This is a genomic window from Bradyrhizobium sp. SRS-191, from assembly GCF_024586915.1.
Taxonomy (GTDB): domain Bacteria; phylum Pseudomonadota; class Alphaproteobacteria; order Rhizobiales; family Xanthobacteraceae; genus Bradyrhizobium.
Genome location: NZ_JANBVS010000001.1, coordinates 122,868 through 141,224 on the forward strand (window position 1 = coordinate 122,868; position 18,357 = coordinate 141,224).

An 18,357-nucleotide genomic window follows, 5' to 3' on the forward strand; every position below is an offset into this window, starting at 1 on the left:
TCCTTGCTTCTCAGAAGATGCCGGCGCCGCCGCCGCGGCCGGTGTGCATGTTGCCGGTCATGGTGACGGTGTCGCCGGTGACCAGACACACGAACAAGGCTGCGGCGATCAGGATGGCAATGATCCATTCGGGCTTCATCCGCGCGGCTCCTCGGTGGTGGCGGGTGTTTCGCTGAGGCTGTCGGGCTGCGGCCATGCGCCAAGGAATTGGCGCATCAGGGCCTCGCTGGAAAAGCCGAACCAGGTCCAGCCGTTGATGGTGGCGCCGCCGCGCGCCCAGTCTCCGGTGTGGCCGTGGATCGGTGAGGATTGCTGGCCGAAGGCGTCGTGACACCAGCGGATGATGTTGTGTTCGCGCACCTCGCCGCAGCGGCCGGTGTAGACGTCGACCATCCATGGCGTCGGCGACCAGACCTTGCGCATCAGCGCATCACGCTCGGGATCGCCGCTCTCGAAGGCCATGGTGCGGCGGAACAGGTCGGTGGTGGCGGGAAGGTCGCCGCTCATGATTGCGCGCCATCGTTGGTCGCCAGTGAGCGCAACCGAGCAAGCTCGGCCTCCGCTTCAAGCGCGCGCGTCTCCAGATGCCCGATGAAATAATGGACGAAGCCCCAGCCGCTCTTGTCTCCAGGCCAGGGCAAGCGATCGAAACCGTCGCTCGCCCTGCACTTCGACAAGATCGCTTCGCGCCATTGGCGCAAGCGGCTGTCAGTAGCTTGCTCTGCAAGAGCTTCAGCCAGCTTCCGTGATAACCAACGAATGCGATCCTTCGCTATGGTCGTGTTGGCAATGGATGGGTCGAGGTAGACCGCATTAGCAACCTCGTCGTCGGTGAGATGTCCACCGGCTGTCTTCGCGCGCTCGCAGTCGTAGCGCGTCCCATGAGGGTCGGGTTCTCCCTTTTCGCGCCAACGGCTGGCCGGTGTTTGTTGGGCGCAACCGTCCACCGCCACGATCTCATCCGCCAGCGCCGAGACGTCGGTGCGGCCGTCGGCCTGGTAACGCATGATCAGCGACATGATGGCGGCGCGTGGGTCTTGCGGGGAGGGTGCGGGCATCGCGGCCTCGTGGGCGGTCGGTTAAAGTTAAGGACAACCCCCGGGCAAATCGGCGAGAAATCCCGGGGGCTCGTTGAAAGAGATTTTTGAGATGACGCGAGGAGAAGGACGAACACCGCCTCCATCGCGCGTCATGGGACCATGGCGCCTCCATCGTTCGGGGGATGGGTGATCGCGACCAGGCGGTCGCCCTTGATCTCGGCGCGGCGGCTGTCGAGCAGGCGGGCCACGATCGCATCCGAGATGCGTTTCGTGCCGAAGCGCCAGCCGCCGCGCGTGCGCCGCTCGAAGGGGCTGAGTTCGAGCAGGCGGAGGTGATTGAAATACATCCGGGTGGCCATCAGCTCGGCTCGCTGGTGATGGTGGGAGCCGGCGAAAGCTCGACGACAGCAGAGCCCTTGGCCGTGACGAGCTCCTCACAACGCAGCGCGAGCGCCTCGGCCTGCTCCTTCCACGTCACCCGCCACAGCGGCTTGGCGCAGTTCGGGCATGTGTCGCCGGCTGTGTCGCGCGACGATACCGAGCCGTCGGCGGCGTTCAGCGTGGCCTGCTGCAGACCAAAGTTGCATTTCGGGCAGCGCCAGGCGCCGGGCACGTAGACGTCGCGCAAGACGGGCACCGGCTGCTCGCCGGTCGCCATCGCCGTGGCGTAGGCGGGATCGCGGTAGCGGTCGAGCGCGGGCGCCGGCGGATAGGCGCCGGGCGGCTTGATATCGGGCCGCGCCAGATCGGCCGCGATGTTGTCGAACGTATTCTCGTTCCAAAGGCCGTGGCGCTCGAACAGCGCGACCACCTGATAATAGTTGTCGGCCTTGGTGACGCGGTGATGCGCGGCGAACGGCTTGCCGTTGGCGGCCCAATGCTCGGCCTGCTGCATCAGGCTGCCGATCTCGCGGCGGAAGTAGGTCGCGATCAGCTGCGCATGCGCATTCTCGACGGCGCGGATCGCGGCATCGGCATAGGCAAGGTTGAGCGCCTGCTCCTGCTCGTCGAGCTCGTCGAAGCCGCGCAGATGCAGATCCGGCGGAAAGTTCGGCCGGATCCAGGTGTTGGTGACGTCGACCAGGGCGGTCGCGATCGTCAGGCGCAGCTGCTCGCGTGGTGTCATCATGCGGCCCTTTCGATGGGACGTATTACGTCGGTGACGTAAGCTTTCCACTGCCGGTCGATCTCCTCGAAATCGTCGACCGCCAAGAGGATGATCTCGCGCATGTAAGCGTCAGTGTCGGACCGCCGGCGGAAGATATCGGCTGCAACCTTCAAGTAGGAATGCGCAGCGCCGCCCAATCGAGCGTAGTCGAACACGAAGCCGCCATAGGGACTGCGATTCACGTAACGGATGAGGTCGCCCGGGAAATTGGCGCCACGATCGATGCTCTTCTTTCGGCCCATGGCGGGATCCTCAGCTGGTGGGCGGTCGGTCATGGCGCGACCCGGCAATCGGTGGTGTGGGTGAGGATCGAGCCGGCGACGCAGGTGTGCGGCGACGGGCGGTCGGGAATGGCGGTCGCCATGACGACGGCGCCGAACAGCACGACGGTGCAGGCGACGGCGAGGCCGAGGAACGCGCGCGAGATCATGATGCGGCCCTTTCGCTCGCGGCGCGCAGCGCGCAGGCGCGGGCCATGGCGCGATCGACCAGGCGAATGATCTCGCCTTGGCCGTGACCGCGACCCGACAGCGTGCGGATCGCCGCGCGCTCGTCATCGCAGGCGCCGTAGCGGAGCAGGTCCTGCGCCATGGTCTCGATCTTGGCGGCGGTGAAGCCGTCAACATTCCGCTCGTCATGGCCGGGCTTGACCCGGCCATCCATCATCTGTGCGACGATCTGTTCGTCGGAGGGGATGGATGCCCGGGTCAAGCCCGGGCATGACGACTGAGAGGGCCGCGACGGCTCGGCCATAGCGGTGGCGACGGCGGCGAGCTGGGCGTCGAGCGCGGCGTCGAGCCGCTGCGCCGGCGGCAGATCGCGATGCTTCTGCCAGTTGATCAGCAGGTCGTCCGCATGCTGTTGCGAGGTCATGAGCGTGTCCCAAAAAAAAGCGGCGGCCGAGCTGTCCTGGGCAGAGAACCCGGCCGCCAGGCTGGGAGGAACGGGTGCGATCAGAGCGAGGGGCCGGCGAGAAACTGCGCCAGCGCGCGGGCATCGGCGGCGTGCAGCTTGATCTGCGCGGCCGTAAAACCCTTCTGCAGCAGGTCGGTCTCGGTGATCCCCGAGCCGCAGGCGGCGGCCTCGCGCATGTCCTCGGCCATGCGCGCGATCAGCTGCGTGGACGGCAGGCTCGCGCGCGGCGGCGTCAGGGCGCTGGCGATGAAAGCGGGGATGGCAGGTTGCGCAGCAAGGCGCGAGGGCTTGGCGGGCAGGCGGTTGCAGCGGCGGATTGGACGGCGCATCTCGTAACTCCCATCTGGTGATGGGAGGCGAGCATGTCGACTTACACGATTCGTGTCAACATGTTTTATGTTGAAAATCGGCTACGCGCGGAAAGCGCCTATTAACGAACAGGATGCTCGCGCCGACTGCGAGTGGATCAATCCCAGGTTCAGCCTGTTGAACTTCTTCGATGTCTTGGCCGGGATACTCGAATAGATCGTCTGGCTGAGGCCGCTGAGCTTGGTCCCGCTAGAGCCACTGAAGTCGCAGGCGACCGTGATATCTTTGACGGCATAGGTATTTTTGTTGAGGATCGTCAGCGTCACGATGGCGACATTGTCGAAGCCGCCTTTCTCCCAGGCATAAGTGGAGATCTCCAACCGGTCGACGGCCGGCCTGTTGCGTTCAAAGGCCTCGGCGCGCGCCTTGTCGTCGGCCGCGACCTTCGCACGCCAAGCCTTGGGGTCGTCGAGCCCGGCCGCTTTCGCCCTGAGCATCTCGGCTGCGTCGACAAAACCGGCGGCCGTGGCGGCAGCCTCATCGGCCTTCGCCTGCTCGTCGCTGGCCACTCTGGCCCGGTCGATCATCTGGCCGCCGACGAAGATTCCGACGACGAGAACGGCAGCAAAAATCAATTGTCCGGTAAAACTTTTGCCTTTCGGCGCAATCGCGGGATCAGCCATCGGCGATCCTTTCAGGTTGTAGCAGTCCTCATCTTGCGTTGAACCGCGCGGCGAAAGCTGCCGGTGTCCAGGGTTTTCCATTGTCCGCGGCGCACCACGGAGTGAACTTCGGTGGCGCTCTGGATCTTCACATTGCGCATCGGCGGCGCATTGAAGCTCTCGAGGTCGAACAATCCCTTGCGGCCGCCCGGCACGATGCGTTTCAGGTAGCGGTTGCCCTCGGCCGTCACGACCAGCGTCTCGAAGTGCAGCAGATCCTCGGGATGGCGCTCGCGCTTGATGACGATGATGACGTCGCCATCGTCGTAGCGCGGGAACATGGAGTTGCCCGCGACCCTGAAGGCCGCGGCATTCGCCGGAAGCGGGAAGGGGACCTCGATCTCCTCAAGCCCATCGTCGCCGACATCCTCGACCGACGTTTCGATCGCGCCGCCGGCTCCGACCAGGCCCTCAACCCTGACCAGGTTGTTCTTGTTGCGATCGCCTTCGCCGGACAGAAGCCACGCCGCCGAGACCTTGAAGGCCTTGGCATACCGCTCGGCGATATCAACAGGAAATCCGTTCTGGCCGTTTTCGTGCGCGGCATAGGTCGACGGCGGCCAGCCAAACCGCTTGGCGGCCGACATCGCCGATGAAAATCCTGCGTTTTTTCGCGCCTCGCGAAGCCTAAGGCCCATCGTGTCCATGGGCCAATCATCACAAATCGTGTTAACACATGTCATGTTGACTGTATCAACACGAATCATGTAGGTCCGTGGCTCATGTCGAACGATTCGCGAACCACTGACGACGTCTTCGGGGCTTTCGGAGGTCCGGCCAAGTTCGCCCGGACCTTCCGGATCAAGCCCTCGACAGCATCGGAGATGAAGCGCCGGCAGAGCATCTCGGTCGATCTCTGGCCGGAGATCGTTGCTGAGGCCGGCCGCGAGGGCATCGATTGGCTCACTTACGAACGGCTCACGCAGATGCACGCCAGGCCTTTCCGGATTGCGAGGTTGTCATGACCCGCAAGTTATCCGCCGATCGCACGCCGTCAAATCAGTCGACCCGCGAGGATGCGGGCAGAAAGTCCGACGGCGCGGCCTGGTTCGCGCCAATTGCCCGGAAACTCGAAGAGATTTTTACCCGCAAGGTTGCGGGTGAGACCGCGTTTCGGGCCTGCGTCGACATCTCCACCGCCGAGCGCTGGCTGGCCGGCACCTCGGCGCCGCAGGGCGTGCACCTGGCGCGCCTGCTGTGCTCCGACATCGGCGATCAGCTCCACGTCGCCCTGATCGAGAACGTGCAGACGCCGTGGGCCGAGGCCCGCCGCGCCGAGCTGAAGCGCGCGCAGCTGCTGCGCGAGCGCGAAGAGATCGAGCGGCGCCTCGCGGCGCTGGGGCCTTTGGGGAAGTAGCAGGGGACACGGGGGCGGGGGGCATGGAAACGATCTGCTGGCTGATCATCGGCGCGCTCGTGCTCGCCGGGTTTGCAATCGTGCGATGGGACCTCAAGCACGGCATGCATCCGGGCGAGGAGCCCGCGCCGCTGGGCGACGTCACCTTCGTGCCTGATGATCAGCAGTACGCGCTCCACCGCGCGCGGTTCGAGCGGATGGACGGGGTGCTGTGATGGCCGCCGATGACCGTTGCTATCAATACGCGCGATCTGGCCACGCCGCTCGACCTGGAGCACACGCCCTGGCGCAGGATCCTGCTGTCGGTGCGCGAGGACGTCTGGACCCTGGTCGATGCCGAGGATCACGCCTGGTTGTCCCAGCACACCTGGAACGTTTGGCATGGCGGCGCGCGGGGGCGCTGGAAGCGCTACGCCAAGCGCAACGTGGGTGCGGATCGCGCGACGGTGCGGATGCATCGCGAGATCATGAAGCGGGCCGAGCCGCGCTCGGAGCGGTTCATGGCGACGCATCACGTCGACCACATCAACGGCAACGCGCTGGACAACCGCCGCGCCAATCTGCGCTGGGCCACGCCGCGGCAGAACGCAGCCAACCGGCAGGTGCGCGCCTTCGTGCCGTCGCTCGACGACATCCTGCACCGGCTGCTGGCCTCGCTGCCGGAGCATGCGGCGCCGGGGCTTGCCGAGATTCCGTTCTGAGCGCGGGGAGGTTCTGCTGATGACGACGCGTCGGAATTTTCTCGGCCTGCTCGCCGCGGCGCCGCTGCTGCCAGCAGCAGCGAAGGCGGCCAATGTGCTGACGGAGAGCCCGCATCTCGGCGGCTACGCCGTGCCTCGCGAGTTGCAGCCGTTCGTCGGCGAGCTCGTGTGCGGGGAGTCTGTGCTGACCCATTCGCAATATTTGCAGCTGGCTCCGTCTTCCCCTCTCCCCTTGCGGGAGAGGGTGGCGCCGCAGGCGACGGGTGAGGGGTATCTCTCCGCGATCTCATATGTCGACGTATACCCCTCACCCGACTGCGATCGTGGTCAGGATCTCGCTGCCCTCTCCCTCAAGGGAAGAGGGCGCAGCAATGCGCGGCTCGCTTGCGGCACCAAGCCCGGCGTCGGCGACCATACGCCGGAATTGCTGGCGCCCTGGGAGATCGCATCATGAGCTATCTCCCGCCTGGTCATGCGCCGCTGAAGCCGCATCCGTTCGCCAACCTGTTTCCGATGCTGTCGGAGGCCGAGCTCGGTGAGCTCGCCGCCGACATCGCGGCTAATGGCCAGGTCGAGACGGTCAAGCTGCACCGGGGCATGATCCTCGACGGCCGCAACCGCTACGCCGCCTGCGCGGCGCGGAGCCTCGGCGTGCGCACCGAGATATTCGAGGGCGACGATCGCGCCGCGCTCGCCTGGGTGATCTCCAAGAACCTGAAGCGGCGGCATCTCAACGAGAGCCAGCGCGCGATGGTGGCGGCACGGATCGCGACCTTGCGGCTCGGCGACAACCAGCAGGCGCGTGCGCAAATTTGCGCAGGCCCTGACCTGTTGGCCTCGGTCGCGCCGCCGGCCGAGCCGCCGGCGGCAGTGTCGCAGAGCGAGGCGGCGGCGAGCCTCAACGTCTCCAGGCGCAGCGTGCAGACCGCTGCGAACGTGCTGGAAAAGGCTGCGCCGGAGGTGGCCGCCGCGGTCGATAGCGGCGCGATCGCCGTGTCGGTCGCGACCGAGATCGTCGAGCTGCCGAAGGCGGAGCAGGCGGCGATCCTGGCCGAGCTGCCGCGCGACGAGCAGGGCAAGCTGACGCCGGAGGCGAAGAAGAAGGTGCGCGCGATCGCCAAGGAGGTGCGCAGCGAGGACCAGGCGGCGAAGCGGGAGAAGCGCAAGGCAAAAGAGGCTGAGCTCGGCGCGCAGATCTCGGCGCTGCCGGAGGTCAAGGCCGGCGTGATCCTCTCGGACTTCGAGTGGCACTTCAAGGTCTACAGCGCCGAAACGGGCATGGATCGTCATGCCGCCAACCACTATTTGACCGCCGCAGAATGCGAGACCGCTGAGGCGATCGTCGCGCGCCAAAACGAGCGGATGCAGGTCGCGGCCGATGATTGCGTCCACTTCATGTGGGTGCCCGCATGCTTCGACAAGGTCGGGCATCGCGTGATGGAGCTGCAGGGCTTCAAATACGTTACGCAGTTCGTCTGGGTGAAGCCCGGAATGGGCACTGGCTACTGGGTGCGCGATGCGCATGAGCTGCTGCTGATCGGCGTGCGCGGCAAGGTGCCGGCGCCGTCGCTGGGGACGCAATTCCGCAGCGTGATCGACGCGCCGCGGGCCGAGCATTCCGAAAAGCCGGATGCGCAATACGAGATCATCGAAGCGTACTTCCCGACCTTGCCAAAAATCGAGCTGAACGCCCGCCGCGCCAGGCCGGGCTGGATCCAGTGGGGGAACGAGGCTCCTGTCGCAGAGGCGGTCGGCTCCTCTCCCCCTTGCGGGGAGGGGGCGGGGGTGGGGGTCGACACCGGCGGTGATGATGAGGAGCAAGCCGCATGAGATCGATCCCCGTTGCGCAGTTTCACGATGAGCTCAAGTCGCAAGGCGTCAAGTCGCACATGGACTTCGCCTTCCGCTGTCCGATCTGCAAGACCGTGCAATCGGCGCGAGATCTGATTGCCGCTGGCGCCGGCAAGAGCTTCGACGATGTCGAGGGCTACTTGGCTTTCTCTTGCGTCGGTCGCTGGACCGGTGCGGGCGGGCACAAGAAGGGGGATGCGACCGGCCGCGGCTGCGACTGGACGCTCGGCGGTCTCTTCCGGCTGCATCAACTGATTGTCGTCACGGAGGACGGCAAGGAGCATCCGCGTTTTGAGCCGGCGTCTCCCGAAGAAGCGCGAGCGCATGCCGCGAAGTTCGAGGAGCAGGCCGCATGATCACCAAGCCCGCCTGGCCCGACGATCACACCGCCATGCTGCGCGAGTGCCTGGCAAAGCACATGACGTTTGCCGAGGCGACCCGCGCCATCAACGCCGAATTCGCTACCTGCTACACGCGCAACGCGCTGATCGGCAAGGCCGGCCGGCTCGGCTTGTGCGAGAAGCGCGCCGACAAACAGGCGACAGCCAAGATCGCGCGAGCGGCCAAGATCGCGCCGTCGCGCAGCACGCCATTCCGTTCGCCGCGGCCCGCTGCACCCCCTGCGGTGATCAGGCCGGCGCCGGTCTGCGCGGCCGTGCCGTCGGTCGAGACGGGCGGCTTCACGCTGCTCGAGCTGCCGCATGGCGGCTGCCGCTATCCGTTTGGCGAGGGCGACGCGATGCGCTTCTGCGGCGGCGGACGGCATCCCGGCCATTCCTATTGCCGTGGGCATCTGCAGGTCGTGCTGAGTGTCGAGGGGCGTGAGCTGCTGCTGAAGAAGGAACGGGCGAGGAAAAGGGTGAGGGCATGAGCAAGCGGACGAATTCCATCCTGACGCTCAGCAACAAGCGCGGCGTCGACCTGCTGGCGCCCAAGGCTGGCGATATCGATTTCGGGGTGCTCGCTGAGCACCTGGCCAAGACCAACCGCTACAACGGCGCGACGCCCGGCGTGGCCTACAGCGTCGCCGACCATTGCGTCATCGGCGCCTCAGAGATCATGCAGCAGGAGGGCGACTATGAGATTGCCTCCTACTTTCTTCTGCATGACGGCCATGAGGCGTTCCTCGGCGACGACACCACGCCGAAGAAGCGCGCCATTGCCGTCGTCGCCGAGCAGGCCTTCGGCGTGCTCGCCAGCTCGGTGATGGAGGCATTTGATCAACTCGCCGATCGCTTCGATGCGGCCATCCACGAGGCGGCGGGTCTTGCCTGGCCGCCGTCGCCGGACATGAAGCTGCGGATCAAGCATTGGGATCTGCGCATGTTCGTCACTGAATGGCGCGATCTCATGCGCGGCGTCGAGCATCCGGATCCGCAGGCCTATGCCGGCATTCCGCTGCTCGACCGCGAGATCCATCCGCAGCACTGGGTGCATGCGCGCAATCAGTTCGCCGACTACGTCCATCTGCTGCTTGACAAGCGGAGGGCATCGCGATGACCGACATCGAATGTTCGCGCGCGCGGCTGACCAAGACCGCGGGAGAGCTCGGTCTGCGTATCACGCTCGCCGTTACTGACGACGTCTGCGAGGCGATCGAGGGCCAGCTGTATGGCCGGCTGATCGCAGGCATCCGGGCGCGCGCCGAGCTGTCGCATTGGGGGCCGCAGCTGGCGGAGATCCTGCTGCGGCATGTCATGACCGATGCCGACAAGGTCGGCGAGGTGATCGACCGCGTCGACAATGACGACGGCTGGCCGGAATGCCCCGTGCTCAACGCCATCAAGGGCCTTTGCTGTGCGCGCGAATTCCGCGGCTCGGAGTCTCGCTGGCTTGCGGAGGCCTGCCTGCAGGTCGGCGAGCTGCAGATCCCGGTCGGGCAGGGCGACATCCGCCGGCCGGCGCGCATCTGGGCGGGGCAGCAGCTCGCCGCCAGCATCATCGAGATCACGCCCGCAGCCGTGCGCAAGCCGGCCGGCGGGATCAACTAAGCGGGGATTTCAATGGTGCAGTCGCCAGCTCCGTTTGGCCTCGAGGAAGAGATCGAGGTCGATGACTTCGCCGGCGGCGGCGGGGCGTCGACCGGGATGGAGCAGGCGCTCGGCCGGTCGCCGGCGGTCGCGATCAATCACGACGCCGTGGCGCTGGCGATGCACGAGGTCAACCATCCGCAGACCGTGCACCTCACCAGCGACATCTGGAAGGTCGACCCGAGGCAGGCGACCGGGGGGCGGCCGGTCGGCCTGCTCTGGGCCTCGCCGGACTGCAAGCACTTCTCCAAGGCCAAGGGCGGCAAGCCGCGCGACAAGAACATCCGCGGGCTCGCCTGGGTCGTGGTGCACTGGGCCAATGTCGTCTCACCGCGCGTCATCATCCTGGAGAATGTCGAGGAATTCCAGGATTGGGGGCCGCTCGGCGACGACGATCAGCCGTGTCCGCTGCGCAAGGGCGAGACCTTCGCGCGCTGGGTCGGGCAGTTCGAGCGGCTCGGCTATGCCGTGGAGTGGAAAGAGCTGCGCGCCTGCGACTACGGCGCGCCGACGATCCGCAAGCGGCTGTTCCTGATCGCGCGCCGCGACGGCCGCGCCATCGTCTGGCCGGAGCCGACGCATGGTGATCCCGCGTCGGAGGCGGTGCGCGCGGGCAGGCTGAAGCCGTGGCGCGCGGCGGCGGAGATCATCGACTGGTCGTTGCCGTGCCCCTCGATCTTCGACAGCGCGGAGGAGATCCGCGCCAAGCTCGGCCTGCGCGCCAACCGGCCGCTGCAGCCCGCGACGATGGCGCGGCTGGCGAAGGGCGTGAAGCGCTACGTGCTCGATACGGCTGAGCCGTTCATCGTCAGTCTGACGCATCAGGGCGGGGAGCGCGCGCAAGGCGTCGCCCAGCCGATCGCGACGCTGACCGGGGCGCATCGCGGCGAGAAGGCGCTGGTGGCGCCGCTGATCAGTCATGCCCAGCAGGGCGGCCGCAGCCGGCCCGCAGACGCGCCGCTGCACACGGTCACAGCGTCGCGAAAAGATCAGAACCAGGTCGCGGCCGTGCATCTGTCGGTAATGCGCAACGCAGACAAGCCGCAGCAGGGCGCGGACCAGCCGGCGCATACGATCACCGCCGGCGGCGCGCATATGACGGTCGCTGCGGCGTTCCTGGCGCAGAACAACTACGCGGAGCCCGGTCACGACGCGCGCGAGCCGATGTCGACCGTGGTGGCGAAGGGCTCGACGCAGTCGCTGCTGCTGGCGAGCCTGTCGCATCAGTATGGCTCCGGCGGCGGCGAGGGCGATCCGTCGATGCCGGCGCGTGCGGTGACCGCCGAGGGACAGCATCACGCCGTCGTCGCGGCCTACCTGCAGAAGTACTACGGCGCCGATCAGGATCCTGGCGTCAGTGAGCCGCTGCACACGGCGACCACCAAGGCCCGCTTCGGCCTGGCGCAGGCGCTGCTCGACCTTCCGCCTTTCACTGACGCGCACGCCGCGCGCGCCCGCCAGGTGGCGGACTTCCTGCGCGCCCATGGCGCCTGGGATGCGCGCGAGTTCGTGACGGTCGAGATCGCTGGCCACACCTGCGTCATCATCGACCTGGGCATGCGGATGTTCGTGCCGTCGGAGCTGTTCGCCGCGCAGGGCTTTCCGTCCGGCTACGTGATCGACCGCCGGCCGGACGGCTCGCCGATCTCCAAGACCGAGCAGATCAGCAAATGCGGCAACAGCGTCTCGCCGCCGGTCGCAAGAGCGCTGGTCGCTGCGAACTACAAGCCGGAACTGGCGGCGCGGCTGCCGGAGATGATGGAGGCGGCGGAATGAGTGCTGTCGAGACCGTTTCCGCGACGATCCTGCGCACCGCTACCGGCGAGCCGCCGCTCGGCCGGGGTGGAGAGTTCTTCCTGCCGGAGCAGGGCGAGAGGCTCGACCACGACAATCCGCGCTATCGCGCGCCGAACACGGTCATCACGCTGCTGGCGCTCGACAATGGTGCCTGGCTCGCCTCGCCGCCGTCGCTGCATGTCAGCCGTCCGCAATATCCGAGCCGCGATGCCGCGCTGCGCGCCGCGATCGCTGCGCTGATACGGCGAGCGCGGAAATACATGCGCAACGGCGAGGGGCAGGGCACGCAGTGGACCGAGGGCTTTGCGGGGCGTGTGATCGAATGGGCGCTGTCGCTGAAGCCCGCGCCGCTCGATCCTGCGCTTGAATATGGTGCCCTCGACGCAATCGAGAGCGGCGGTGAAGTGTCATCGGCTATTCGCGCCAGGCTGTTCGCAGAAAAGCTGATCGACAACACGCCAGGCGCACCGGATGATTATCGGCTTACCGCGGCAGGCTTAGATCGCATCAACCGACTTCAGGTCGAAGCCGAAGCAGGCCGGATCGAGCCCGATCATGACCGCCCAGAGCATGATGTCGCGCAGGCGGACGTCTGGATGCATTCCGGCGACGATGCCGAGCAGCTGACGCGCGATCCGGTCGTGCGGATGCTGGTCGAGGCGCATCGGGCGCGCCGGCAGTATCCGGCCAAGCACACGTTCTCGATGACCAATCCGATTCAGGATGGTCGGATCATGATCCAGGCGACGTGCGCCTGCGGTCACGTCATCAGTTTTGGGGCCAACGATCAGCTGCGCGTCGATGCCGCCGTGGAAGCGCACTGGCGGCGCCACGGCGACGGGCCGAAGATCGATGGACGCGGCATTCCGATCAAGCCGGGCGACGGCGCGCGGATCTCTGGATCGAAGCAGAAGGTCAGCGGCGCGCCGATCGCGGCCGGCGTCGAGAATGGGATCATCGAACTCAACGCGGAGGATGGGGCTGCCAACTCGGCTGCGAAGTCTCGCAGGCGACGCAAGGCGGACGCGCACCCCAAAGCCGGCGACGCTCCGGATCTCGCCAAGGCCGCGTTGACAGAGCCGGACCTGCTCGCGTGCCACGCGGGTGGGTTCGGCTCGACCGGGATCGAGAGTTCTGACGGCGGCGTGGAAGGACATGCGCCTGTCGAAGCTCAGCAGCCTGGGAATGCTGGCCAGCAAACCCAATGCAGGAGCGAGGTGCCTTGCGGCTCGGAAGCGACAGCGGATCACGTGTCCGTCGTGCGCACGTCTATGCAGGCAGCCGGTGTCGAGCCCGGCCCGTCAGAAGTCGATGCGGCTGCGCAAATTTGCGCAGGCGATGATCTTCCCTCTCCCCTTGCGGGAGAGGGTGCCGAGCGGAGCGAGGCGGGTGAGGGGTATCTCTCCGCGACTTCCGCTGTTGACGCATACCCCTCACCCCCGGCCCCTCTCCCGCCTGGCGAAGCTTCGCTTCGCTTGGGGGAGAGGGGAGAAGAGGACGACCTCGCGATCGACTGGCCGTCCTACGATCAGTTCCTCGAGGACAAGATCGTCGTTGCGCCGCTCAGGGGTATCGAGGTCACTCGCGATTCCCTACATCCGTATCTGAAGCCGCATTGCAAGGATCTGGTGGTCTGGAGCCTGCGGCTCGGCTGTGCGGCGATCTTTGCGAGCTTTGGGCTGCACAAGACGGCGATGCAGCTGGAGTGGTGCCGGCAGCTGGTGCGGCACACCGGGCAGCCCAGCCTCAACGTGGTGCCGCTCGGCGTGCGCCATGGCTTCATTGCGGAGGCCGAGAAGCTCGGCATGGACGTTCGGTTCGTGCGCACCACGGCCGAAGTCGACGAGCTGTATTGCGAGGGCGTCCGACACTTCCTGACCAACTACGAGAGCATCCGCGAAGGCAAACTCGACGTGACCGCCTTCGACGCCGTCGCGCTCGATGAGGCCAGCGTGCTCCGGAGCTACGGCTCCAAGACGTTCCAGGAATTCCTGCCGCTGTTCACGGACGTGCCGTTCAAGCTGGTGGCGACCGCGACGCCGTCGCCGAACCGCTACAAGGAGCTGATCCACTATGCCGGCTTCCTCGGCGTGATGGATACGGGGCTCGCGCTGACACGCTTCTTCCAGCGCAACAGCGAGAAGGCGGGCGACCTCACGCTCTACCCGCACAAGGAAGACGAGTTCTGGATGTGGGTGCACTCCTGGGCCGCCTTCCTGCAGAAGCCCAGCGAGCTCGGCCATTCCGACGATGGCTACGAGCTGCCGCCGCTCACGCTTCGCTGGCACGAGGTGCCGACGGATCACAGCAAGGCCGAGCCGGAGCGCGACGGCCAGGGCGTGATGTTCCGCGACGTCGCCGTGTCCTTGCAGGATGCCGCCAAGGCGCGGCGCGACAGCCTGGCCGCGCGGATCGCCAGGATGAGCGAGATCATCGCGGCGTCGCCTGGAGATCACTTCCTGATCTGGCACGACCTCGAGGCCGAGCGCGAGGCGATCGAGCAGGCCCTGCCTGGCGTCGTCACCATCACCGGCAGCGGGATGGACATCGACGAGCGCGAGCGGCGGCTGCACGATTTCGAGGAGGGGCGGACGCAGTATTTCGCGACCAAGCCCGTGCTCTCCGGATCCGGCTCCAACTTCCAGTATCACTGCCACCGCGCCATCTACGTCGCGCTGCCGGGCTACGGCTACAAGTTCAACGACTTCATCCAGTCGCTGTACCGCCTGCAGCGCTTCGGCCAGGAGCGCACCGTCGAGGTCGACATCATCTATGCCGAGGACGAGCGCCAGGGCCGCGCCGCGCTCGAGGCGAAGTGGGCGCTGGACACCGAGATGAGGGTCCGGATGAGCGAGATCATCCGCACCCACGGCCTCAACACCTTGCCGCTGCGCGACGCGCTGCTGCGGGCGATCGGCGTGCAGCGGGTCGAGATCCGCGGCAAGGGCTGGCTTGCGATCAACAATGACGCGGTCAGCGAGTGCCAGGCCTGGCCGGAGGCCTCGGTCGACCTGATCGTGACCTCGATCCCGTTCTCGAACCACTACGAATATTCGCCGAGCTACCGGGATTTCGGCCACACCGACGACAACGGCCATTTCTGGTCGCAGATGGATTTCCTGACCTGCGAGCTCGCCCGGATGCTGAAGCCCGGCCGGCTCGCCTGCATCCATGTCAAGGACCGCGTGCTGTTCGGCGCCGTGACCGGCGAAGGCGTGCCGACGATCTCGCCGTTCCACGCCGAGGCGATCATGCACTACCGGGCGCATGGCCTGCAGTACATGGGCATGATCACTGTCGTCACCGACGTCGTGCGCGAGAACAACCAGACCTATCGGCTCGGCTGGAGCGAATGCGCCAAGGACGGCACCAAGATGGGCGTCGGCTGCCCGGAATACGTGCTGCTGTTCCGGCGCCGGCAGAGCGACCGCAGCCGTGGCTATGCCGACACGCCGGTGACCAAGGACAAAGAGGTCTACACGCGGGCGCGCTGGCAGATCGATGCGCACGGCTATTGGCGCTCCAGCGGCAACCGGCTGCTCTCGACCGAGGAGTTCGCGCGACTGGAATCTGCGGACCTGGCGCGGCTGTTCGCCAAGACATCAGCGGAGCGCGTCTACGACTACGAGGCGCATGTGCGGATCGGCGAGGCGCTGGAGCGCCAGGGCACCTTGCCGGCGACGTTCATGGCGATCGCGCCGGGCTCGCACCACGACGCCGTGTGGCACGACGTCAACCGGATGCGCACGCTCAACATGCTGCAGCAGCGCAAGGGCGCGGAGATGCATCTGTGCCTCGCGCGGGATTCCCGCGTGCTGACCCGCGAACGCGGATACGTCTCGATCCAGGATGTTTCTGTCGGTGAGCATTGCCTGACGCACAAGGGGCGATGGCGCCCGGTCCTCGTGGTTGCCAACACGGGTGTGCAGCCGGTCGTGACAATCCGCGCGCAAGGCGTTCCTGGCCTCACTGTGACGCCGGACCACAAGCTGTGGGTGCGGAAGTCCGATTGGGTGAGGCAGCGTGATGGGGCGGAGCGTGCGGTGCCGGCGTGGATGGAGGCGCAAGTTTGTCTGGGTGGATACGTCAATCAGAAGCTTCCCGACATCGAGGAGCCGACGAATGACGATGTGCTGCATTGGTGGATCGTCGGCAGGTGGCTCGCAGATGGTCACTGGGAGGATCGCGGATCGGCGATCATCTCGTGTGGCGCCCATGAGCTGAACAGCCTCATCGACGGCCTTGGGGGACGCGCAGGCGGTCGTTACTGGACGGGAACGTCCTGGCAGATCCGTGTGCTTGATCCCGATGGATCACTCAAGGCCACGCTGCGTCAATGCGGCGCGGGCGCGGCAGGCAAGCATCTGCCGCCCGAGGCCGTGGTGCTGCCACTACCATGTGCCTCGGCGCTGCTGGCCGGCTATCTGTCCGGCGACGGTCATCGTCATGATGGTCGCAATCGCTGGATGGTGACAGCTGTGAGCCGCGATCTGCTGCTCGGGATGTCTCTGCTTGCCCAGCGCGTTCACGGCGTCGTTGCCTCGGTCTATGAGGGGCGCCCCGAGCGTGATGCCGAAATCGACGGCAGGCTCGTGCATTGCCGGCAGGAGTGGGTGTTTACGTTCGACCTGCCGGATGCCCGCCGCAAGACGCCGTTCGTTCTCGATGATGGGGCGTGGAAGCGCGTGCGCGCCATCGAGGATGCGGGCGAGATCGAGACGTGGTGCCTGCGCGTCGCTGATGACGAGAGTTTCACGGCGGAGGGTTGCATCGTCAAGAATTGCCCGCTGCAGTTCGACATCGTCGACCGGCTGATCGAGCGCTTCTCCAACGAGGGCGAGCTGGTGTTCGATCCGTTCGGCGGCCTGATGACCGTGCCCTATCGCGCGCTGCTGAAGAAGCGGCGTGGCGCGGCGACCGAGCTGTCGGCGAGCTACTTCATGGACGGCGTCCACTACCTCCGCCTCGCCGAGGAGCAGATGGGAACGCCTGATCTGTTCGACCTTATGGCGTTCGACAAGGCGAACGCGTCACCCCCTGAGGACATGATGGAGCGCGCCGATGACTGAGGAAGCGAAGGAAGCCGACGGCTTCGAATGGTGCATCGTCGAGATCTTCGGCCATCGAAAGCATGCCGGCCGCGGCCGTGAGGAGGAGCGCTTCGGCGCCAAGATGCTGCGCATCGACGTGCCGAAGGTCATCAGCTTCGAGCGCAAAAGCGACGGTCCGGCCGAGCGGCTCGATCCGCCGCGGATCGAATGGACGACGCATTTCTACGGCGGCTCCTCGATCTTCTCGTTCACGCTCACCGACGAAGAGACGGTGATGCGGGTCAACCAGCCGAGCGACTATGCGCGCTACCGGCTGCCGGCGCCGGCTGCGGAGGATGACGACGTCCCTTTTGACCAGGATGCGCTGGATCATGATGGGGGTGATGACGAATGACCGACAGCGTCGAGCCCATCAGCATCCGCGAGCGCTGCCCGCAGCTGTCGCCGCGGGAGCGTGACGTCTGCCTGGAGATCATCCGGGGCGGCACCTGCAAGGAGATCGGACGGCGGCTCGGCGTGAGCTCGCGGACGATCGAGACGCATCGCTGGGACATCTTCCGCAAGCTCGGTCTCCGCTGCACCGCGGCGCTGGTGATGCATGTGCTCGGCAATCCCAAGGTGGGGCCATGACGTCCGGCCGCATTCCCTGCATCAATCCGCGCTGCGGCCGCACCGCGCCGGCCGGCGACGACGGCTCGGGCGCCATCATCTGCCGCTGCTGCTGGAACAAGCTGCCGCAGGCGAGGCGCGACCGTTTCAATCAGCTACGCCGCCGCGAGCGTCGCATGCTGCGGCTCGCGCAGAAGCGGACCGCGCCGTTGACGGCACGGCGGGTCGAGGTGCTGACGCGGCTGCTGGCGAACGGCGCCACGTCGTGCTGGTCGGAGATCGCAACCTATTTCCGCGATGGCGCCGCTCCGGTCGGTCTTGAAGGCTTCCTGAAGGAGATCGGCCTGTGAGACGCCGCAGCGAGCGCCATTACCTGATCGATGACGTCGCCACCGTGCTGCGCAAGCCCACGGCGGGCCCGACCTTGGAGCCCGGCGAGATCATCGCGATCGTGCTGACGACGGCGCGCTGGCAGCCGGGCCGCATCATCGAGGCGGGGCATCCGCTGATCGGGTCCGTGCTCGATGCTCTCAACGAGAGCGGATGGGAGATCGCGGGCGCTTCGGCGCGAACCGTGATCGCTGCCGTGCTGACGGCGACACAGTGGACACCGGGCCGGCGCTTCGGTCCCGACGATCTCGTCGTCGCGCAGATCCTGTCGTCGCTGAAGCAGATGGGCTGCAGCTTCGCACCTGCCGGAAGAGAGCTGCGATGAGCGAGAGCACGATCAGGCTGGAGGTCCCCGGTTACGCGCCGGTGACGATGACCGAGACGCAGTTTCGCGCACGCGTCGCAGACGTGAACAGG

Annotated in this window: 27 protein-coding genes; 16 read left to right on the forward strand and 11 right to left on the reverse strand. The window is 66.4% G+C overall.

Annotated features, from left to right (window positions below; genetic code table 11):
- Nucleotides 1-10: 10 nt before the first annotated feature.
- The 11 genes from NLR35_RS00655 to NLR35_RS00705 all read right to left on the reverse strand — a co-directional run bounded on the left by NLR35_RS00655 (nt 11) and on the right by NLR35_RS00705 (nt 4,861).
- Nucleotides 11-139: a hypothetical protein gene (locus tag NLR35_RS00655; RefSeq protein WP_257164637.1), complete on the reverse strand. Its 129-nt coding sequence runs from the start codon at nt 137-139 to the stop codon at nt 11-13.
- Complete coding sequence (locus tag NLR35_RS00660) at nt 136-507, reverse strand: hypothetical protein (RefSeq protein WP_257164638.1); 372 nt, start codon at nt 505-507, stop codon at nt 136-138. The genes NLR35_RS00655 and NLR35_RS00660 overlap by 4 nt, the downstream gene beginning before the upstream one ends.
- The gene (locus tag NLR35_RS00665) at nt 504-1,019 is read right to left on the reverse strand and encodes a hypothetical protein (protein ID WP_257164639.1); all 516 of its coding nucleotides are present in this window, start codon (nt 1,017-1,019) and stop codon (nt 504-506) included. Before NLR35_RS00665 ends, NLR35_RS00660 begins: the two co-directional genes overlap by 4 nt.
- Nucleotides 1,020-1,189: 170 nt before the next feature.
- A complete protein-coding gene (locus NLR35_RS00670) occupies nt 1,190-1,399 on the reverse strand; it encodes a hypothetical protein (protein WP_257164640.1) in 210 nt (69 codons plus the stop codon).
- Nucleotides 1,399-2,169: a hypothetical protein gene (locus NLR35_RS00675; protein WP_257164641.1), complete on the reverse strand. Its 771-nt coding sequence runs from the start codon at nt 2,167-2,169 to the stop codon at nt 1,399-1,401. The genes NLR35_RS00670 and NLR35_RS00675 overlap by 1 nt, the downstream gene beginning before the upstream one ends.
- A complete protein-coding gene (locus NLR35_RS00680) occupies nt 2,166-2,450 on the reverse strand; it encodes a hypothetical protein (RefSeq protein WP_257164642.1) in 285 nt (94 codons plus the stop codon). The genes NLR35_RS00675 and NLR35_RS00680 overlap by 4 nt, the downstream gene beginning before the upstream one ends.
- 29 nt (nt 2,451-2,479) lie before the next feature.
- Nucleotides 2,480-2,638 carry a hypothetical protein gene (locus NLR35_RS00685; protein ID WP_257164643.1) on the reverse strand — a complete coding sequence of 53 codons (159 nt, stop codon included), beginning with the start codon at nt 2,636-2,638 and terminating at the stop codon, nt 2,480-2,482.
- Nucleotides 2,635-3,081, reverse strand: coding sequence for a hypothetical protein (locus tag NLR35_RS00690; protein ID WP_257164644.1), 447 nt, complete (start codon nt 3,079-3,081; stop codon nt 2,635-2,637). The genes NLR35_RS00685 and NLR35_RS00690 overlap by 4 nt, the downstream gene beginning before the upstream one ends.
- Nucleotides 3,082-3,161: 80 nt before the next feature.
- Entirely contained in the window at nt 3,162-3,452 is a 291-nt protein-coding gene (locus NLR35_RS00695) for a hypothetical protein (protein ID WP_257164645.1), read from the reverse strand.
- A gap of 81 nt (nt 3,453-3,533) precedes the next feature.
- Nucleotides 3,534-4,115 carry a hypothetical protein gene (locus NLR35_RS00700; RefSeq protein ID WP_257164646.1) on the reverse strand — a complete coding sequence of 194 codons (582 nt, stop codon included), beginning with the start codon at nt 4,113-4,115 and terminating at the stop codon, nt 3,534-3,536.
- An 11-nt stretch (nt 4,116-4,126) separates the two neighbouring features.
- Nucleotides 4,127-4,861 (reverse strand): S24 family peptidase, encoded by a 735-nt coding sequence (locus NLR35_RS00705; RefSeq protein ID WP_257164647.1) that lies wholly within the window; start codon nt 4,859-4,861, stop codon nt 4,127-4,129.
- Between the two features lie 15 nt (nt 4,862-4,876).
- Between NLR35_RS00705 and NLR35_RS00710 the strand changes: the two genes are divergently transcribed.
- Genes NLR35_RS00710 through NLR35_RS00785 form a run of 16 tightly spaced genes read left to right on the forward strand, consistent with a single transcriptional unit; the run spans nt 4,877 to nt 18,265 of the window.
- Complete coding sequence (locus NLR35_RS00710; RefSeq protein ID WP_257164648.1) at nt 4,877-5,119, forward strand: hypothetical protein; 243 nt, start codon at nt 4,877-4,879, stop codon at nt 5,117-5,119.
- Nucleotides 5,116-5,511 carry a hypothetical protein gene (locus NLR35_RS00715; protein ID WP_257164649.1) on the forward strand — a complete coding sequence of 132 codons (396 nt, stop codon included), beginning with the start codon at nt 5,116-5,118 and terminating at the stop codon, nt 5,509-5,511. Before NLR35_RS00710 ends, NLR35_RS00715 begins: the two co-directional genes overlap by 4 nt.
- 23 nt (nt 5,512-5,534) lie before the next feature.
- The gene (locus NLR35_RS00720; protein ID WP_257164650.1) at nt 5,535-5,726 is read left to right on the forward strand and encodes a hypothetical protein; all 192 of its coding nucleotides are present in this window, start codon (nt 5,535-5,537) and stop codon (nt 5,724-5,726) included.
- 9 nt (nt 5,727-5,735) lie between these two features.
- On the forward strand, nt 5,736-6,212 hold the full coding sequence (locus NLR35_RS00725; RefSeq protein WP_257164651.1) for an HNH endonuclease: 477 nt from the start codon (nt 5,736-5,738) through the stop codon (nt 6,210-6,212).
- A 19-nt stretch (nt 6,213-6,231) separates the two neighbouring features.
- Nucleotides 6,232-6,666: a hypothetical protein gene (locus NLR35_RS00730; RefSeq protein WP_257164652.1), complete on the forward strand. Its 435-nt coding sequence runs from the start codon at nt 6,232-6,234 to the stop codon at nt 6,664-6,666.
- Nucleotides 6,663-8,042, forward strand: a complete 1,380-nt coding sequence (locus NLR35_RS00735) for an MT-A70 family methyltransferase (RefSeq protein WP_257164653.1) — start codon at nt 6,663-6,665, stop codon at nt 8,040-8,042. The genes NLR35_RS00730 and NLR35_RS00735 overlap by 4 nt, the downstream gene beginning before the upstream one ends.
- The gene (locus NLR35_RS00740) at nt 8,039-8,419 is read left to right on the forward strand and encodes a VVA0879 family protein (protein ID WP_306577176.1); all 381 of its coding nucleotides are present in this window, start codon (nt 8,039-8,041) and stop codon (nt 8,417-8,419) included. The genes NLR35_RS00735 and NLR35_RS00740 overlap by 4 nt, the downstream gene beginning before the upstream one ends.
- Nucleotides 8,416-8,934 (forward strand): GcrA family cell cycle regulator, encoded by a 519-nt coding sequence (locus NLR35_RS00745; RefSeq protein ID WP_257164655.1) that lies wholly within the window; start codon nt 8,416-8,418, stop codon nt 8,932-8,934. Before NLR35_RS00740 ends, NLR35_RS00745 begins: the two co-directional genes overlap by 4 nt.
- Nucleotides 8,931-9,563: a hypothetical protein gene (locus tag NLR35_RS00750; RefSeq protein ID WP_257164656.1), complete on the forward strand. Its 633-nt coding sequence runs from the start codon at nt 8,931-8,933 to the stop codon at nt 9,561-9,563. Before NLR35_RS00745 ends, NLR35_RS00750 begins: the two co-directional genes overlap by 4 nt.
- Nucleotides 9,560-10,054: a hypothetical protein gene (locus tag NLR35_RS00755; protein ID WP_257164657.1), complete on the forward strand. Its 495-nt coding sequence runs from the start codon at nt 9,560-9,562 to the stop codon at nt 10,052-10,054. The genes NLR35_RS00750 and NLR35_RS00755 overlap by 4 nt, the downstream gene beginning before the upstream one ends.
- A 15-nt stretch (nt 10,055-10,069) precedes the next feature.
- Nucleotides 10,070-11,869, forward strand: a complete 1,800-nt coding sequence (locus NLR35_RS00760) for a DNA cytosine methyltransferase (RefSeq protein WP_257164658.1) — start codon at nt 10,070-10,072, stop codon at nt 11,867-11,869.
- Nucleotides 11,866-16,959: a hypothetical protein gene (locus tag NLR35_RS00765; RefSeq protein ID WP_257164659.1), complete on the forward strand. Its 5,094-nt coding sequence runs from the start codon at nt 11,866-11,868 to the stop codon at nt 16,957-16,959. Before NLR35_RS00760 ends, NLR35_RS00765 begins: the two co-directional genes overlap by 4 nt.
- Entirely contained in the window at nt 16,952-17,335 is a 384-nt protein-coding gene (locus NLR35_RS00770) for a hypothetical protein (protein WP_257164660.1), read from the forward strand. Before NLR35_RS00765 ends, NLR35_RS00770 begins: the two co-directional genes overlap by 8 nt.
- Nucleotides 17,332-17,571: a LuxR C-terminal-related transcriptional regulator gene (locus NLR35_RS00775; RefSeq protein ID WP_257164661.1), complete on the forward strand. Its 240-nt coding sequence runs from the start codon at nt 17,332-17,334 to the stop codon at nt 17,569-17,571. Before NLR35_RS00770 ends, NLR35_RS00775 begins: the two co-directional genes overlap by 4 nt.
- Nucleotides 17,568-17,900 carry a hypothetical protein gene (locus NLR35_RS00780; protein ID WP_257164662.1) on the forward strand — a complete coding sequence of 111 codons (333 nt, stop codon included), beginning with the start codon at nt 17,568-17,570 and terminating at the stop codon, nt 17,898-17,900. Before NLR35_RS00775 ends, NLR35_RS00780 begins: the two co-directional genes overlap by 4 nt.
- The gene (locus tag NLR35_RS00785; RefSeq protein WP_257164663.1) at nt 17,897-18,265 is read left to right on the forward strand and encodes a hypothetical protein; all 369 of its coding nucleotides are present in this window, start codon (nt 17,897-17,899) and stop codon (nt 18,263-18,265) included. The genes NLR35_RS00780 and NLR35_RS00785 overlap by 4 nt, the downstream gene beginning before the upstream one ends.
- Nucleotides 18,266-18,357: the final 92 nt, after the last annotated feature.